The sequence below is a fragment of the Methyloglobulus sp. genome, from assembly GCF_040079455.1.
Classification (GTDB): domain Bacteria; phylum Pseudomonadota; class Gammaproteobacteria; order Methylococcales; family Methylomonadaceae; genus Methyloglobulus.
Genome location: NZ_JBEBKJ010000011.1, coordinates 45164 through 63006, shown reverse-complemented (window position 1 = coordinate 63006; position 17843 = coordinate 45164). Strand labels below are relative to the sequence as shown.

The window sequence follows — 17843 nt, the reverse complement described above, 5'->3', positions numbered from 1 at the left end:
ATGGACATGCTGAAGTCGAATCCAGAACGCATACGCAGCTTCTTTCAGGATAAGAGAGTCAAATATGCAGCTTAAAACTTCTAAAGGCCGGATCAATAATCACATTTTTATTAAACAATAAATTTTCAATAATATGATTTATAACCTTTCTATTCATAATCTACCAATATGGTTTAATAAGCTGTTCCTAGACAAATGTTACAAGACAAGCAAAATAGGGGGAATTGGGGCAAATTAACCTTAAACCCCTCATTTCCCCCTTTGTACTCTCGTAGAGCGTCTTTTTAGTGAAATTGTTAAGAGAGCTCGGCATCAAGGCGCAAGTTGTCGAGATGGCCATCAACAGCAGCGGCATCCGGGATACGGCGAGGGTGATCAAGATCAACAAAAACACGGTGATCAGCACTTTAAAAAAAGCCGCCGCCCTGCCTGGAGGCTGAATTGAACGAACAGTGGTCGTTTGTCGGGGACAAAAGTCAAACCAACGCTGGCTGTGGTACGCCGTTGACCAGGCCACCAACACCGTGTGCTGGCTTATGTGTTCGGCAAGCGCAAGGACACGGCGTTCCACGACTTGAAAGCGTTGCTTGCGCCGTTCAAACATCAGCCGTTATTACACGGACGACCGGTGGGCTTACGAGTGCCACCTCCGCTGAAAATCCTGGAAACGTGGCGTTAGCGGAGTGAAAATGCACAGCTTTACGACATCGCGTCGAGTCATTGCGCAACGATGTCCCATACCCCTTGTCGGGTATGGGGCGAGGGTAGCAGGACGGCTGGGGCAGCCGCAGGCATTGGCGGTCGCGTTAAGTTTTTGCCGCTTGATTGGACAGGACGTCCTCAAAACAAGCTTTCGCAAAAATAGCGACTCCCCGCGACGCTGGCGGGCGCGAGGTCGGCAAGCGGAACACCCAAAAGATAGAACGAAAAAACCTGACAACAGGACCTGGATCAAACGGCCGGCTCCACCGGAGCATCTGCTTCTCAACGCTGGAGAAAATGCATGATATTGTTATTGGGCTGCTGATCAATAAGGTCGAATTTGGGCGTGATATTCATGCCGTGTCACAGGTTTGACCCACTACCCTTTAATCTACCGTTCTTTGGGGGAATGGTAGGTTTTGCAATACAACGGCAATGAGTGCTTACCGTTGAAAATTGAATGCCAGATGTTTAGCGTTTTGGTGAAGACTAAACAAAAATCGAATTCATAAAAACCGAAATATGACCGATTTCTTCCGCACAAACAGAATGTTCCATCAAATAGTCATGCCATTCAATGCTGTAGCCTAATGTCGATAGCTTATCAAACGTTGATTTTCCCGCTTCTATAGCCACTACGGCATCAAGAATGCCATGGGCCATAAAAATAGGAGTGGTCTTACTTAGGATAGACGCTTCATCACTTAGCTGTGTTATGGTTGGCAAATAGGTAGAAAGCGCCAAAATGCCCGCCAACTTTTGAGGATACCTAAGCCCAGCATGTAAGGCAATCACACCACCTTGAGAAAATCCCGCCAGAAAAATATTCTTTGCCAATATGCCTTTATCAATTTCTTTTTGAATCAATTGATTAACGAGTTCTGCGGATTGGTAAATTCCGGCAATATCGACGGTATGTTCTTCCAAAGATATGGCCAGAATATCGTACCAAGCCCGCATTTTCATGAAATTGTTGATGGTCACTGACTGAATCGGGGCATTGGGAAAGATAAAGTGGATATTTGCTTCCGCTGCTAAATTCAAACTGGGTACAATGCTTTCAAAATCGTGTCCGTCCGCACCCAATCCATGTAACCAGATAACAGAATAGGTGTGGGTTGAAGTCGGTGCGATATTGATGGTATTGAGTTCGGGTTGCATAAAGTGTCCGTAGGGTCGAATAAGTCTGTGTTAAATATAGCTTACTACTGAGGATTTCCAGCAAATTTTGGTAACTCAGGATCCATGACATCCCACGGTTGGGCATCCGCTACCCAAATGTCCTTTTCAGGCTTGTAATCGCTGGGATCATCAAGCGTCATCGCTGATACTGGTCTAAATTGCGGAAAGCCGCTATTTATTACGAATAACGAAGTGCCGCACTCTGGGCAAAAGTTGCGGTGCATTTTGTTACCGCTGGCGGCAATGGTGATATATTCCCTATAGTTTCCCATTACAGTAAACGATGATGTAGGGACGACAAAGATAGCCAAATGCGGTGCGCCCACCGATTTTTGGCAACTTCGGCAGTGGCAGTTCGCTGTACTGACAGGCTGTGCAGAGATTTCATATCTGACCTTGCCACATAAACAACCGCCAGTCATCGGGAGTTTCATAAGTATCCTTTAATTACAAATCGAAGTCTTAGGCAGTCTAGTAAAGTAAAAAGTTCAAGCGGATTCAGCATAAGTAAACCTTCCGAAAACCATTTTAATTCAACAGCCTGTTAGATAATATCATTGATAAAAATCAAACAGACGTTGTAATATGATGATTATATTAAACTCCACCATATTTATGAAGCCCGATAGAACAATAATAAAAAAACGCTATGACCGTATTGCGCCTTTTTTTGATCTTCTTGAAGCCCCGATGGAGGGTTTATTTTTTAGACCTTGGCGGCAAAGACTTTGGGCTAAAGCCATAGGGCATCACATTCTGGAAGTCGGTGTCGGTACCGGTAAAAACTTTGATTATTACCCTAAAGCAGCCAGAATCACAGCCATTGATTTCAGTCCAAATATGCTGAAACAAGCTGCAAAAACCAGGGACAGGAAGACTATTCAAGTAGAATTGGATTTGCTGGACATACAATCCTTGCCTTATGCCGACAATAGCTTCGATACGGTGATCGGTTCTTTTGTGTTTTGCTCTGTGCTATTGCCCAACAAAGGCCTAAAAGAATTGTATCGTGTCTGCAAACCCGAAGGGCAGGTGTTACTGCTTGAGCATGTGGTCAGCTCAAAACCTCTCTTAGCCTGGGCAATGAATTTGCTCAATCCAATCGTCGTTAAACTGTTTGGTGCGAATATCAACAGGGATACCGTCAAGAACGTCAAAGCTTGTGGTTTTACGACGGTGCGGATTGATGAGCATTGTGGTGATATTCTCAAACTGATAGAAGCAAAAAAATGATTTTCCAAGATTACCTAAAATATTAGGTAAAATAGCACCCTGTTTTCAGACTAGCAAAATCCGTGAATCCACACCTAGACGATTTGGTACAAACGCCCATTCCCACTCGGCATGGCGAATTTATCCTGCACTATTACAGCAACAATATCGACGACAAGGAACATATCGCCTTGGTCAAAGGTAATGTTGCCAATAAAGAAAACATCCCGGTGCGTATCCATTCCGAATGTTTTACCGGTGATGTGTTAGGCTCAAGACGCTGCGACTGTGGTGAGCAACTTGATATGGCGATGCAGATGATTAGCGAAGCAAATGCGGGGATTTTGATCTATTTACGCCAGGAGGGGCGCGGCATCGGCTTGCTAAAAAAGCTGCAAGCCTATAATTTGCAAGATAAAGGTTTGGATACCGTCGATGCCAATATTCACTTAGGTCATCTAGCCGATGAACGCGAATACAGCGTAGCAGCACTGATGCTGGAAAGTCTACAGGTTAAGTCCATCCAACTCATTACCAACAACCCCAAAAAAATTGATGCCCTAAAAAAATTGGGCATTAACGTGGTTAAGCGCATTCCAATCGAAGTCGTCGCTCATAAAGATAACCTAGGCTATCTCAAGACCAAGGCCAAGAAAATGGCTCATATATTGTTTGAGCCGAAGAAATAATTTTTGATGGGTAGTGTATAGGGCGATTTTGCTTTAGCAAACCGCCTGTGATGGTCAACTAAAATCGGTCATTTTTTTGGACAGCTTTCCTATCCTATAAAAATTCCGCGCAAATTCCAGCAGAGTTTGATGACCGTGTTTGAGTGAGTACATTTCCTAATTATAAAAAAGCCAGGTCAATAATGCTCAGCTTAGCTGACGCTTTAGTCCTGAACTCTAGCGCCTCGTACTGCCCTCGCTTTAATGAAATAGCTAGGTTATCCACCGCTTGCTGGTGGGCGTAGCCTTATCATTCACCAACTTCGCTGCATCTTGTTTAAATTCTAATGTATCTTTTGGATTGGGTCGCTTTGTTTGATTATTCATAGTCACCCTCTATTGACATTATAAATCTGCCTCTACAGGTGTCCTGTATAATCAAACTATTTCACTCCTTGACGGGGCGTTTTTCCAGCTTCCTTTGCAATGTCCGTCGGTGCATGTTTAGCTCCTTGGCCGCTGCGGTAACATTGCCTTCATGGTGCAGTAATGCTTTTTGCAGATATTCCCATTCCATCCTTTTTGCAGATGGGGGATTTTTGTTAATGTAAACGTCTACATCTCCTTCATTTTTGCTGAGGGCTTTAACGATTTCATCGGCATTGGTGGGTTTAGTTAAGTAGTGAATCGCACCTAGCTTGATGGCTTCGACCGCTGTGGCAATGCTGGCGAAGCCCGTCAACATCACGCAAGCCGTATTCGTATCCAGGGAAATCAGTTTTTTGACCAGTTCAAGCCCTGAATCATGACCGATCCGTAAATCAATCACCGCATATTCCGGCAAATACTGCTCAGCCAGTGCCATGCCTTTTTCGAGATTGTGGGCAACCAATACCTCGAAATCTCTTCTTTCCAAAGAGCCTTTCAACACCTTACAGAAAGTCTTGTCATCGTCTACCAGTAACAAAATGGGTTGATCTGATAGCTCAGCGGTCATCTTCATTCTCCTTGTTTATCAACAATGGTAGGTTTATTTCCACACACGCGCCACCCGTCCCCATGTTACTGAGTTCAATTTTACCGCCCAAGCGATGGATGGTGGAATAAGTCAGAAACAAACCCACGCCCAAACCTTTATTTTTGCTGGTTACTGGCTGTTTGCCGATAAAATCAACTATTTCAGCCGGAAATCCGAGGCCGTAATCCCTAATCTTAAGCGTTAATTCAGCCACATTCCACCATGCATGAAATTCAATGCCTCGTTCAGGATCAGAAGCTTCAGCTGCGTTATTTAAAATATTAATGAGTGCATGAGTCAATGTGCGTTCGGCAATGATGTTGGCATCAACCGTAACATCAGGGTCAATAAAAAATTGTAATTTTGCTGTCGGTTTGTGTGTACGCCATTGGTAAAGTACGTCATCAAGGTAATTGCTTAGTAACATGAGGTTACCTGATTCAGCGCGCATTTCTCCGGCAGAGGCAGACATTAGCGACAAAGCTTCCTTGCAGCGGTGAACTTGGTTTTGCATAATCTGCATTTTTTCATTGAATTCTGGATAATGATTAACCGGAAAATCCTGTATCAAATCGTGTACGATAATCGCGATAGTCCCTAGGGGGGTTCCCATGTCATGAGCCGCGCTGGCAGCTAGTGTACCTAAAGCCACAACCCGCTCATCCCTAAGTGTATTTTCACGGGCTTCAGAAAGGCTACGCTCTTGATTCTTAAGTGTTTTTGCTAATTCTGCCACAAAAAATGCTACCAGCCCCGCGCTAAATACAAAGCCAGACCACATACCGAACATATGCAAATTGTAATAATGGTTGTCACTTAACTCATGTGCCTTCTGCAACAACTTATCGTTCGCAATATTTGAACTGTGGTGCAACATGCCCGAATCAGCCATGTGCGGTTCTATGGAAGGCAAAGGTACGTTAAAAGCAATGAGCATGGAATACATGGAGGTGGTTAAAATTACCATATACCAAGCATAAGATTGAGGCAGCATGATCGCCGTAATAATCACGGGTAACAGGAATACCCAAGTAATAGGGTTTGATGCGCCTCCGGTCAGGTACAACAGCGCGGCGATGGAAAAGACATCAATACAAATCTGCGAAAAAATCTCCAGCTCGGTCACCAGATCGTCCGTCTGCAACCGCATCGAGGTATAGGCATTAAATGCTATGATGGCAACGATAATCAGCCATAGCTGCTGCTCAGGTATCTGGATATTCAGGCCATAGACAAACATCACGATCAAAAAGCCCTCGCCTAAGATCATCATATTTCTTAGGATAAACAGCCATTTTAAGTTTTGGAGGGTGGAAATTTCAGACTTGGGTAATACGTGTGAAAGCATATTATTAAGGCTTTGAGTTAATATCTGGGCAGAGAAATGACAACTGTCAAACAACACTCGATGGTTGCCGACTAATTTTCAATGTGGAATCCATTATAAGTCTATTTTCTAACAAGTAGCCCCTTGTTTTTTTGCCATTTGTGGCAATGTCCACCTTGGAAAAATCGCGAAAAAATTCTCATTTGTTTTGTATTTTTGCCTATTATTTTTGGAAAAAAATAAATATTAACTATATAAATCAAATAATTGAATGAGTTTTATTGACCTGAAAAATGGCTCTGGGGGTGCGACAATTTGTCGCATTCCATATTGCGCTAACCACTGCTATCATATTGCTAACTTTTAAGAGGCTTCCTGAGCCTCGATAGCTGAGAGTTGCGTATGTACTTCCTAAAATCTATACAAGGCGGTTTTTTAACCGCCTTTTTTTTGCCTGGCCTTTTTGACTAAGCCATTTCTGCTCAATCAAAAGCCACACCTAATCCACCAATACCACAGTAACCTTGGGGTTCTTTGGCGAGATATTGCTGATGGTAATCCTCAGCATAATAAAATTCTTCAGCAGGTAATATCTCAGTGCTTATTTGCCCAAAACCTGACTCGGCAAGGCGTTGCTGGTAATGACCTTTCGACCTGATAGCCTCGTCCATCTGCTCTTGGTTGTAAGTATAAATGCCAGAACGGTACTGAGTGCCTTTATCATTGCCCTGCCCCATACCCTGAGTGGGATTATGCGACTGCCAAAACAACTCAAGCAGTTCTTGAAATTCAATTAAAGACGGATCGTAAACCACCCGAACTACTTCATTATGCCCGGTCAAGCCAGTGCAAACTTCCTCATAAGTCGGATTGGGCGTGTAGCCGCCGCTATAACCAACAGCTGTGCTAAATACCTTGGGATGTTGCCAAAATTTTCGTTCTGCCCCCCAAAAGCAACCTAAACCAAATAGGGCAAGTTCCATATTGTCTGGAAATGGCGGCGCAATGGGATTACCAAGAACGTAATGTTTATTGATGATAACCATAGCCGTATCCCGCCCTGGCAATGCGTCTTTGGGATCAGGTAGAACAAGTTTCTTGCTTGAAAAAATCATGCTTATTGATATTCAGGTTATGTTCACCCGAAGCCTACTATAATTCTGCCTTATAATAAAGTGCAATAAAACCCTACTTGGATCAGCATGTCACAACAAGATGTATTACGTCGTTTTTTATTTGATGAGCTTGGTGTTCGTGGGCTATGGGTTAGCTTGTCTAGCAGTTGGCAAACTGCAAAACGGCATCAGAACTGCACTGATGCCGTACAGTTACAACTGGGGCAAGCCTTATCGGCTGTAGTTTTATTATCTGCGACCATCAAATTCAATGGTTCCATGATCCTCCAGGCACAGGGCGACGGCCCGCTTAAAACCCTTGTGGCACAGGCTACGCATGACCATAAAATCAGGGGATTGATTAGAGGCAGTGATGCCGCCAACTTAGGCTCATTGCAGGAAATGTTTGGGGAAGGCCGTTTAGTATTAACCATAGATTCAGAAAACGCACATCCTTATCAAGGTATCATCAGTTTACAGGGCAAGAATTTAGCAGAGGCACTGGAAACTTACTTTATCCAATCAGAACAACTCAACACCCGATTATGGCTGTTTGCCAACGAAACCCATGCTGCTGGCTTACTGTTGCAAGAACTGCCCAATGATAGCAACGATAAAGCCGACTGGGAACGCATTGCTATGTTAGCAAGCACGGTTACTGAACAAGAGATGCTGGAATTGGATTGCGAAGAATTATTACACCGCCTGTTCAATGAAGAAAAAGTCCGCTTGTTTGATGGTGAAGCTATTAAATTTGATTGCTCTTGCTCGCGCCCAAAGATTGAGAATGCCCTGCGAATGATGGGACGCGAAGAATTGGAAAGCGTACTGCATGAGCGTGGCCATGTTGAAGTAAACTGCGAATTTTGCAATAAACACTACCAATTCGACAGAATTGATGTAGAACAACTTTTGCTCGTAGACAAAAACATCCCTGCTGATCCGCATATAAAGCACTAATCAGGGTTAACCAAAGCTAAGAATTTCCTATTAATCATCAATAATCAAATAAATCCATGAAAACAAAAACCATTCGAATTATTTGTCTCTTTTTAATGGTAGCCACATTGACGGGCTGCGCCTACTGGTGGCGTGCTTATCAAACCTATCAGCAAATGGGGGAGTTTGATAAATATTTTTCTGTGGTGGCGGCTGAAGACTTCACTTTAAAATTCAAGGAACCGATTATGTTGAGTGACGATTTTGTTTCCTTGGCGCGGCTAAGGCCTACGGAAGAAACACCGACCCCAGATGGAAAACATTGGCGTTACTGGTTTCACAAGATTAACGGTTACAACAAGCCAGTATCGCCCAAGGTCGAATTTCATTCCGACCTAAATTTCAATAAGAAAGATAAGTTAGCTGCTTGGTCATTTTCGTCGCTATTTTTAGAAATTGCACCGCCCAAGTTTTTGGAAGCGTCACTGCGTTCAATCGGTGGTGGAGAAATCAACAAGGACAAAATGCAGTTACGAGGCAATACCGATGCGATTGAAAAAATTGCCGCCGACTTACCCAAAAAATCAGTCGTTGTCGCAAAACTAGGCCAACCTTTTGAAATAAAAAAGGAAAAAGATAAAGAAGTTTATATTTACCGGTTTTTATTGGACACCAAAACTATCGACGAAGGCTATGAAGACCGTGCGATAAGTGAGGTTAAACTGAGTTTCGACAACAAAACTCAAGAGTTAATCAGAATGGCAGGCCGCTTTGCAGGACTGAAGATCTCAATTAATTACAAAAAGTTTCAAGAAAAATCCGCTGACGAGTCTTGATGTAATGGAAGTCTATATAAATTCAAAAATTCCCACACCGGTTGGATGCCTGCACGGATGCAGATAGTAGACAACACAAGAGCCATTACCGAAATGGATTGGTATAAAAATCAACTATTTAAATTACCTCATCCCAACCTTCTCCCTCAAGGGAGAAGGCGCTTGTGAGAACAATCTAATGTTGGGTCGGCTTTCTTAGTGGTTCTGTAATGAAAAACACCTTGAGTTTGCGTTACCAGATCAATCTCAGGATTGTACTTACGAGCATTATCATCCTGATATTTGGCGGTGTCATTGCTATCTGGCAAGCCCGCCTATCGGTAAAAACAGAACTGGATTCATCACTAAACCTTGCCGCGCAACTGATACAGCTCAATTTTCAAAGCGAACCTCAACACGGTACAGTTGATGTGGATGCTTGGTTACCACGCTTTGTTTCGTTAGAGCAAACTCGACATCTGACCATACAATTAAAACAGCCAACAGGTAACATCGTTAACTTTGCCGCTAAGGCAACGCCAGTTAGCAACACTACTCCACCGCAATGGTTTGTGCAGTTGATCTCGGCACAATCTCCCAAAATCGAACAACAACTCACTAATGCTGATGCCAAGCCAATCAGCCTGATTATTCAAGCCAATCCCATTGATGAAATTAGCGAGGCATGGAAAGAAAGCTGTGCATTTTTTGCTACATTGTTCATCATGACGACCATCACATTCATTACCGTAAACTTATTGTTTAACAAAACATTAAAAGCAATAGGGATCATCGTCGATAGCTTAATAGCCATAGAACAAGGCGATTACCAGCAAAAATTACCGGATTTTTCCACCCAAGAGTTCGACAGCATCGCCAAGGCTATCAATCATACCGCCGATGTTCTGGATGCAACCCATAAGGAAAATAGCGCATTATCCCGTCATAGCCTTCAAATTCAGGAAGACGAGCGGCAGCATTTAGCTAAAGAACTGCATGACGAACTAGGACAATCACTGACCGCGATCAAAGTCATGGCGACCACGACCAAAAACGACAAAGCCAATTCCGCACAAATTGCCGATACCATTATTTCCGTGTGCGATCATTTGATCACCGTGGTGCGCTCGATGATGCGGAATCTGCACCCCTTAGTTTTAACCGAGCTGGGCTTGAAAGCCAGCCTAGAGGACTTGCTTAACCACTGGTCGCAGCGTCATCCAGAACTATCGTTAACACTTTTGTGCCCTGATGCTGTTGATAATATTGAACATAAAATAACCATCCAGGTATTTAGAATCGTACAAGAATGTCTGACCAATATTATCCGCCACGCTCAAGCCTCTGAAGCTACCATCCATTTGGAAATGGCATCAGAAAAAATGCTGCACTTAGAAATTACTGATAATGGACAAGGCTGCACGTTGACTGAAACCAAGAAAGGTTTTGGGCTGCTCGCCATTCGGGAGCGGATTAAAAGCCTGGGCGGAGAACTCAATATCCAAACTGGTCAGCAGCAAGGCATGAAAATTACGGCGAGTATTCCTTTAGCATGAAAAAAATTTCCGTCATCCTGATTGACGATCACGCCGTTGTCCGCGCGGGTTTTCGCATGTTGCTTGCCTCTGAAAACAGTATTGAAATTATCGCCGAAGCAGACCGAGGCGAAGCCGCCTGCCAACTTTTTATGGAAAAACAGCCTGATGTTGTCGTACTTGACTTATCCATGCCAGGAATTGGTGGCTTGGAATGCATTCGCCGTATTTGTAACCGTGATCCCAATGCCAAAATCTTGGTTTTTAGCGTACACGACGAAAGCGTGTACGTGAGTCGCGCCATGGAAGCAGGCGCAAAAGGTTATATTACCAAAAATAGCGCCCCTGAAATTCTAGTAGATGCTATCCAGAAAATAGCTGCTGGGGACAATTACATTGAAGCAGGTTTAGAAAAAACTTTCCGAATCCATCAAAACGAGGTCGATTACAAAAACCTCATATCCACCCTAACGCCCAAAGAATTCGACATATTTTGCCTGCTGGCTAAAGGTCTGACCACACACAAAATTGCTGACGAGCTGTGTTTAGGCTATAAAACGGTAGCCAACTATGGCACCCAAATCAAAAACAAATTCAACGCCTCAACCGTAGCGGAATTGGCACATATTGCCACCGCTTTGGGTATCCTTAAAAGTTAATATTTCACGCAGTTTCGCCCACTTTGTTTGGCTAAATACATCTGCTTATCGGCTTCCGAAAAAAGTGATTTGGCCGTAGAATTTACATCGCTTAAGGCAAGACCAATAGACACGGTGATACTAGGCAGGACGGAACTATCAGGGTGTGTAATTATTTGCTTTTCTATTTCCAAGCGTATCCGTTCCGCCAGTGCAATGCCATCAGCTTCATTGGTATTAGGCAATAAAACCATAAATTCTTCCCCACCGATACGTGCAGCGAAATCATAAGGTCGGATATTGGAATTTAAAACATTCCCCATGTAAACAAGCACGAGATCCCCGCCCTGGTGTCCGTGACGATCATTGTATTTTTTGAAATGATCGACATCAATAATTAGAATGCACAGTGGTTGCTCAATTTTAATCATTTGCGATAGGATGCGCGGGAGTGCGTTATCCAGCCAGCGGCGATTGTAGAGTCCAGTCAGAACGTCAATATTTGCTTGGCTGGTCAGTTCCGATATTTGGAATTGGTCACTGATGATTTTCTGTGTATTGACTTTAATCCACTGTGTGAGTATCCGCAGCAAATTATATGCAATCGGATGGGTGTTTTGAATGAGGCCGAGCAGAAAATCACGGTGTACGGGAAATACACGACAATGCACTTTGGCTTTTACGTAGGCGGATGGAACAGCATCATCAATAATTGACATTTCACCAACGGAATAACCTTGGGTTAATTCCCTAAATACGGGCGAATCTGGTGAATTAAAATGCACCGTAAGCACTCCTGAGAGCAATAAATATATGTGATGATTGTCCTGCTTAGGTGAGAGCAGCAATTCGCCGGGGCTTAGCTCCACAGGAAAAGCATGCGCTAGCACTTGTTTCAGCAAATCATCTGATACATTCTGGAATAATTCAGTTTTCGCTAACTCTTGAATAAGATCAGCCATATAACGTCCTGTTTTGTTGATCGTGATGTTACTGTAGAAACCATGAGAATGATAGCTGGTCATTCATTATGTTTTTTCCTGCCTGATAATGATACGCCGGATGTTTGAATGATTTCATCCAAATCGCATAGTTAAAAACGATTCTTTACGCTTAGCGCGTTATGTATGCCGTTTTTTGAGAGTAACATTCGACCGATAACGCAAGGTCAGCCGTCTTTGAGCTAATTGTCCTGTTTAGAACCGCTTACATGCAAACCACATTCCTTTTTGGTGCTTTCTTCCCACCACCAGCGCCCCGCCCTTTCGTGCTCGTGAGGTAATATGGCGCGGGTGCATGGTTCGCAACCTATACTCGTAAAGCCTTTGTTATGCAGTTCGTTATAAGGCACTTGATTGGCTTCAATGTAATCCCAAACCTGGGCTGATTTCCAGTTAAGCAGCGGATTAAATTTAACTAACTGCTTGTTAGCTGGGGAAAATACCGTATCTATCTGCACTTCGGGGATATCTTGGCGAGTGTCAACGCTTTGATCTTTGCGCTGTCCGGTAATCCAAGCATCTACAGATGCAAGTCTTTGCCTAAGCGGTTCTACTTTACGGATTTTGCAGCATTCTTCATGTCCGTCTTCGTAAAAGCTGAACAAGCCTTTACGCTTGACGAATTCATCTAACACATTCCGGTCTGGCGTTAAAATCTCAATATCTATCTGGTAATGTTTCCTGACTTTTTCGATAAAACGGTAGGTTTCAGGGTGCAAACGCCCAGTATCGAGGGTGAAAACCTGAATATCCTTCCGTATACTGACCGCCATATCAATCAAAGCAACATCTTCCGCACCGCTAAAGGAAATGGCGATATTATCGAATAAGGACAGTGCCTTTTTCAGTATGAACCGAGGGTTCTTTTGCGCCAGTTCGGTTTGTAATTGGTCCATATCAATCGTCATGGTCACACTGCTGGGTAAAATATTGCTGAAGGAATTGATCAAACGGTAGCTGCGACTTGTTTTCCAGTTCCGCCTGTTTGGCTAGCGATTGTTGCGCCAATTCATTGAATTGCAGGTTAAATGCCTCGCTCGGCCTATGATCCTTGAAACATTCGGCATGTTCCGCTGACTTATTCAGTGCGTAACGGCTGAATGGCTGTCCGGTTTGTGCCATGTCTGCCAACATCCGTGCAGATGCGGTCAAATCGGGGTTTTGCACTACTTTTTGTTGCGCCAGCAATGCCTTGCTGTAAGGGCTATTTTCATCATCTTTATCGAGAATAGCGCACACTTCCCGCATAGAATCCAGGATTTGACTAGCCCAATCTTGCAAGGGAATCTTTTTGTCGTTTCGTTCCAGTTCAAGTCCTGGTTTACGTCCATAATTTGCCACCTGCAATTGATTGCGGTTGTTGGTCTGGAAATCCGATTCCGTCATGGGTGGGCTATCTTGCAATAAACAGGTCAGCAATAAGGCCTCAATAAAACGGGCTTTGCCTTCATCTACGCCAATCGGATTAAACAAATCCAAGTCCAATGAACGCATTTCCACATAACGTACGCCGCGCCGTTTCAATGCCACGGTGGGCTTTTCGCAGGATTGGGCAATCTGCTTGGGACGTATGATGCTGTAAAACTCATTTTCGATTTGCAGTACATTGGTGTTGAGTTGACGGTATTCGCCATCAACTTCCACACCGATTTTTTCATATTCAGGATATGGCGTGGCGATGGCTTGGCCTAAGCTGCCGACATATTCGGGCAGCGAATTGTAATTAATCCTGAGGTTCGCCTGGTTTTTGCTCTTGTAGCCGATGTCGCTCATCCGTAAGGAAGTCGCATATGGATGGTACAAAGTGCCTTGGTCGAACTCCTCAAACTGCGCCATCAATTGCGGACGGCTGTTGAAGAAGCTTTTGCAGATTGCGGGCGAAGCGCCAAACAAGTATAAAATTATCCAACCCATCCGCTGAAAATTCCTGACTAAGCCAAAATAGCCGCTTGCAGTGAATTCCTCAAGGCTTACCCCACTATTTTCTTGGCGGTGCAACACAGACCAAAGTATTTCCGGCACGGAAAAATTGAAATGGATACCGGCAATCGCTTGCATCGTCCTACCATACCGATGCCATAAACCATGTCGGTATACATGCTTCATCCTGCCGATATTGGATGTGCCGTATTCAGCAATCGGTATACTTTCATCGCCCTTTATCCCACAGGGCATGCTGGTACATAGCAAAATTTCGTTATCGAGATGTTGATAAACAAACTGGTGGATGGATTGTAAATAGCCCAGCGTTTCTTTGATGTCGGCAAAAGGCGGAGTAATCAATTCAATCAACGCTTCGGAATAATCCGTGGTGATGTAAGGGTGCGTCAAGGCCGAACCCAAGTCTTTTGGATGCGGTGTTTGACTAATCACGCCATCTTTGGAAATCCGTAGGCTTTCCTTTTCTATCCCTTTTAGGCCACCACTCATGAGATGTTGCTGGTTGTTTGCTATAAGTCGGTCAAGACGTGCTGAATCCGTGTTATTCATGATAAGCCATTGTGGGTAACTGCTCTTACTGTCCTGTATAATCCGATTATTATAAAGGTATTACCCCATTCGATAAACAAATCATCACAATGGAAACACGGGATAACAAAGCCATTGAACTGCTTAATACGATATTCGGTTATGAGTGCTTTCGTGGTCAGCAGCAAACGATTATTGACCATCTGATTAACGGACATGATTCCTTGGTCGTCATGCCGACTGGCAGCGGCAAATCCCTGTGTTTCCAGATTCCTGCGCTCATAAGGCCGGGTATCGGTATTGTCATTTCACCGCTGATTGCACTGATGCAAGACCAAGTCAGTGCCTTACTACAACTGGGCATTAAAGCGGCTTTCCTGAACTCTTCATTATCCTTTGAAGAAGTGCAGCAAACTGAGCGGCAACTGCTCAACGGCGAGTTAGATTTGCTCTATATTGCACCGGAACGCTTGGCTAATCAGCGCACTTTGGACTTGCTGGATCGTCTGACTATTGCCTTATTTGCAATTGATGAAGCGCACTGTGTTTCCCAGTGGGGACATGATTTTCGTGTCGATTATTTGCGTTTATCCTTACTGCATGAGCGCTACCCACATGTCCCACGCATAGCTTTAACGGCAACAGCGGACGAAAAAACCCGTAAGGAGATTCAGTTTCGACTCGGGCTTGAGCAATCCCAGCTTTTCCTAAGTGGGTTTGACCGTCCCAACATCCGCTACCGAATCGTACAAAAACAAAATGCCCGGCAGCAATTGCTTGATTTTATTGAGACGGAACATTCAGGCGATGCCGGTATCGTTTATTGCCTGTCGCGTAAAAAAGTCGATGAAACTGCTCAGTGGTTAACAAGCAAAGGCATAAACGCCCTGCCTTATCATGCCGGCATGGCAAACGAGCAAAGACAACAACATCAACACCAGTTTTTAATGGCGGACAGCTTGGTGATGGTGGCGACTATCGCATTCGGCATGGGTATAGACAAACCCAATGTACGTTTCGTCGCGCACCTGGACTTACCCAAAAGTATCGAAGGCTATTACCAGGAGACTGGGCGTGCCGGGCGTGACGGCTTACCCGCTAACGCCTGGATGGCTTACGGGCTTCAGGATGTCATCACTCTGCGCCGGATGTTAGCTGAGTCCAATGCCAATGAGATCCAAAAACGTATTGAATACAATCGGCTGGATGCCATGCTCGCGTTGTGCGAGCAAGTACATTGCCGTCGCCAAGCCTTGCTTGGCTATTTCGGCGACACCTTAGAACAGCCTTGCGGCAATTGCGATACTTGCCTGGAACCCGTAGAAACCTGGGACGGCACTCTGGCGGCACAGCAAGCCTTATCGTGTATCCACCGTACGGAACAGCGCTTTGGTGTGGCGTATCTGGTCGATGTCCTGCTGGGAAAATCGACGGAACGCATCATCCGTTTTGGACATGATAAACAATCAACCTACGGCATCGGCAAACAGTTGGAGGAAAAACAATGGCATTCGGTATTCAGGCAATTGGTCGCACGCGGCTTGGTTGCCGTCGATTTTGAAAACTTCGGCGCGTTGCGGCTGACTGAGGAATGCCGCCCCATCCTTCGCAGTGAACAACAATTGATGCTGCGTAAAGACATCCAGGTTGAAAAAATAAAAGGCGGAAAACTCGCCAAAACAGCCCATAAAAACAAAAATATCAACAGCTTGTTGTGGGATGCCTTGCGTAACAAACGCCGCGAACTCGCGGAGCTTCAAGATGTCCCGCCTTACATCATTTTTCATGATGCCTGTTTGATGTCAATGATGGAACGCAAGCCGTCTACGTTGGAGCAATTGAGCCGGCTACCCGGCGTAGGCGAACGTAAACTGGCACTTTATGGCGCACAATTTCTGGCAGTCATTGATGAATACAGAGATATGAATACCACAACATCCGATACGGCAAGCGAGTCGGTGGAATTATTCAAGCTGGGTTTTAACATCCCACAAATAGCCCAGAAAAGAACACTGCAGGAATCCACTATCTATGGTCACTTAGCACAATACCTAGAACAAGGACAGTTAGTATTGGCCGATGTCGTTAAATTACCAGAACACGAAATTAAACGAATTGAAGAAATTATCCTCAACCTACCCGAAGACCAAAGAAATGCCCTCAAACCGGTTTTCGAGTCGCTAGACGGCGCGTATAACTACGGCATTTTGCGTTGCATTAGGGCGGCCTTGCAATCTCAATCGGTTTGATACTCAAAAATTAAATCCGCCAACCATATCAGTGATGTATTGGTGAGTATAACTTCACTTTATCGTCCGTAATAAATTCCCACAAAACAGCTCGTTACCGGTTTTTGTTGGCATCCAGAGTTGTTTTATTTGCATTTGATTTACTGAAAAAATCCGCTCAGCAGACCTTGCCAAATCCGCTAATTCTACTTTGGGTGAATACGTATTAAGAATTAAAAAAGCTTTCGGGTTCATTAGTTCGTGCGCTGCTTCTATCAAGCCGGGCAGATGGTTTTCCAATATCCATTTTTCGCCTTTAGTGCCTAATCCCCAAGCAGGTGGATCCATGATGATGCCATCGTACTTATTACCCCGTTTTAATTCACGCTGGGCAAATTTTAACGCGTCCTCAAGCACCCATTTGATGTCGGAAAGCTTACTGCATTCCATGTTGTTCTTAGCCCAAGTGAGCATCTGTTTTACGGAATCCACATGCACTACTTCCCCGCCACAAGCACGAGCGACCAGCGATGCTGCACCCGTGTAGGCAAATAAATTTAATATCTTTTGGCCAGCTCGAACCTGCTCTTGAATAAAACGCCAGTTGGCCTGTTGCTCTGGGAAAAGACCGACGTGTTTGAATTTGGTTAATTTCAAGCAGAAGTTTAATTTACCGTATTCAATAATCCATTGTTCGGGAGAATGAGCTTTGATTTTTTTCCAGCTACCTTGGGTTGGGGATTGTTCTTCAAATTCCCAATGTGCCATTTTTCGCCACTGAGCGTAAGGCCACCCCGTTGCGAAATAAGCTTGAAGGTCTGGGCGAATGGTGATGATTTCTCTCCATCGTTCCAGTTTCTTACCATCACCCGCATCAAGCAGTTCGTAATCAAGCCAGGGTAAGCCGTATTCACGTAGCATTGTATCTGTGCCGCTATGCTTTTCAGGCGAATGGTGAGGGAATTTTGCCATTTATGCTGGCTCTAAACTGCCT

General features: G+C 44.4%; 18 protein-coding genes. 9 read left to right on the top strand and 9 right to left on the bottom strand.

Annotated features, from left to right (window positions below; translation table 11 throughout):
* Positions 1 to 287: 287 nt before the first annotated feature.
* A complete protein-coding gene (locus tag ABL924_RS04530) occupies positions 288 to 440 on the top strand; it encodes an IS1-like element transposase (protein ID WP_349025875.1) in 153 nt (50 codons plus the stop codon).
* Between the two features lies 1 nt (position 441).
* Complete coding sequence (locus tag ABL924_RS04525) at positions 442 to 687, top strand: hypothetical protein (RefSeq protein WP_349025874.1); 246 nt, start codon at positions 442 to 444, stop codon at positions 685 to 687.
* A 504-nt stretch (positions 688 to 1191) separates the two neighbouring features.
* Here ABL924_RS04525 and ABL924_RS04520 read toward each other — a convergent pair.
* Both ABL924_RS04520 and ABL924_RS04515 read right to left on the bottom strand, forming a co-directional pair.
* Positions 1192 to 1863 (bottom strand): alpha/beta hydrolase-fold protein, encoded by a 672-nt coding sequence (locus tag ABL924_RS04520; protein ID WP_349025873.1) that lies wholly within the window; start codon positions 1861 to 1863, stop codon positions 1192 to 1194.
* A gap of 44 nt (positions 1864 to 1907) precedes the next feature.
* The gene (locus tag ABL924_RS04515; protein ID WP_349025872.1) at positions 1908 to 2318 is read right to left on the bottom strand and encodes a GFA family protein; all 411 of its coding nucleotides are present in this window, start codon (positions 2316 to 2318) and stop codon (positions 1908 to 1910) included.
* Between the two features lie 181 nt (positions 2319 to 2499).
* On the opposite strand from ABL924_RS04515, the gene ABL924_RS04510 reads away from it, so the two are divergent.
* Both ABL924_RS04510 and ribA read left to right on the top strand, forming a co-directional pair.
* The gene (locus ABL924_RS04510; RefSeq protein WP_349025880.1) at positions 2500 to 3117 is read left to right on the top strand and encodes a methyltransferase domain-containing protein; all 618 of its coding nucleotides are present in this window, start codon (positions 2500 to 2502) and stop codon (positions 3115 to 3117) included.
* A gap of 62 nt (positions 3118 to 3179) precedes the next feature.
* Entirely contained in the window at positions 3180 to 3785 is a 606-nt protein-coding gene (gene ribA / locus ABL924_RS04505) for a GTP cyclohydrolase II (protein ID WP_349025871.1), read from the top strand.
* Positions 3786 to 4212: 427 nt separating this feature from the next.
* Here the strand turns inward: ribA and ABL924_RS04500 are convergent, their stop codons facing one another.
* From ABL924_RS04500 to msrA, 3 genes are all read right to left on the bottom strand, one after another.
* On the bottom strand, positions 4213 to 4761 hold the full coding sequence (locus ABL924_RS04500) for a response regulator transcription factor (protein ID WP_349025870.1): 549 nt from the start codon (positions 4759 to 4761) through the stop codon (positions 4213 to 4215).
* Entirely contained in the window at positions 4751 to 6130 is a 1380-nt protein-coding gene (locus ABL924_RS04495) for an ATP-binding protein (RefSeq protein ID WP_349025869.1), read from the bottom strand. Before ABL924_RS04495 ends, ABL924_RS04500 begins: the two co-directional genes overlap by 11 nt.
* A gap of 461 nt (positions 6131 to 6591) precedes the next feature.
* Positions 6592 to 7224: a peptide-methionine (S)-S-oxide reductase MsrA gene (gene msrA, locus ABL924_RS04490; RefSeq protein ID WP_349025868.1), complete on the bottom strand. Its 633-nt coding sequence runs from the start codon at positions 7222 to 7224 to the stop codon at positions 6592 to 6594.
* 87 nt (positions 7225 to 7311) lie between these two features.
* On the opposite strand from msrA, the gene hslO reads away from it, so the two are divergent.
* From hslO to ABL924_RS04470, 4 genes are all read left to right on the top strand, one after another.
* Entirely contained in the window at positions 7312 to 8184 is an 873-nt protein-coding gene (gene hslO / locus ABL924_RS04485; protein WP_349025867.1) for an Hsp33 family molecular chaperone HslO, read from the top strand.
* 56 nt (positions 8185 to 8240) lie between these two features.
* Positions 8241 to 8999, top strand: a complete 759-nt coding sequence (locus tag ABL924_RS04480; protein ID WP_349025866.1) for a hypothetical protein — start codon at positions 8241 to 8243, stop codon at positions 8997 to 8999.
* Between the two features lie 209 nt (positions 9000 to 9208).
* Entirely contained in the window at positions 9209 to 10534 is a 1326-nt protein-coding gene (locus ABL924_RS04475; protein ID WP_349025865.1) for a histidine kinase, read from the top strand.
* Positions 10531 to 11172 carry a response regulator transcription factor gene (locus tag ABL924_RS04470; RefSeq protein WP_349025864.1) on the top strand — a complete coding sequence of 214 codons (642 nt, stop codon included), beginning with the start codon at positions 10531 to 10533 and terminating at the stop codon, positions 11170 to 11172. Before ABL924_RS04475 ends, ABL924_RS04470 begins: the two co-directional genes overlap by 4 nt.
* On the opposite strand, the gene ABL924_RS04465 is transcribed toward ABL924_RS04470, so the two are convergent.
* The 3 genes from ABL924_RS04465 to gshA form a co-directional block, all read right to left on the bottom strand.
* Positions 11169 to 12113, bottom strand: a complete 945-nt coding sequence (locus ABL924_RS04465; protein WP_349025863.1) for a GGDEF domain-containing protein — start codon at positions 12111 to 12113, stop codon at positions 11169 to 11171. The genes ABL924_RS04470 and ABL924_RS04465 overlap by 4 nt on opposite strands.
* Before the next feature lie 221 nt (positions 12114 to 12334).
* Entirely contained in the window at positions 12335 to 13060 is a 726-nt protein-coding gene (locus ABL924_RS04460) for a phosphoadenylyl-sulfate reductase (RefSeq protein WP_349025862.1), read from the bottom strand.
* Positions 13050 to 14642 (bottom strand): glutamate--cysteine ligase, encoded by a 1593-nt coding sequence (gene gshA / locus ABL924_RS04455; RefSeq protein ID WP_349025861.1) that lies wholly within the window; start codon positions 14640 to 14642, stop codon positions 13050 to 13052. Before gshA ends, ABL924_RS04460 begins: the two co-directional genes overlap by 11 nt.
* Positions 14643 to 14731: 89 nt before the next feature.
* On the opposite strand from gshA, the gene recQ reads away from it, so the two are divergent.
* A complete protein-coding gene (recQ, locus tag ABL924_RS04450) occupies positions 14732 to 16870 on the top strand; it encodes a DNA helicase RecQ (protein ID WP_349025860.1) in 2139 nt (712 codons plus the stop codon).
* Positions 16871 to 16924: 54 nt separating this feature from the next.
* On the opposite strand, the gene ABL924_RS04445 is transcribed toward recQ, so the two are convergent.
* On the bottom strand, positions 16925 to 17821 hold the full coding sequence (locus tag ABL924_RS04445; RefSeq protein WP_349025859.1) for a class I SAM-dependent methyltransferase: 897 nt from the start codon (positions 17819 to 17821) through the stop codon (positions 16925 to 16927).
* Between the last annotated feature and the right edge of the window lie 22 nt (positions 17822 to 17843).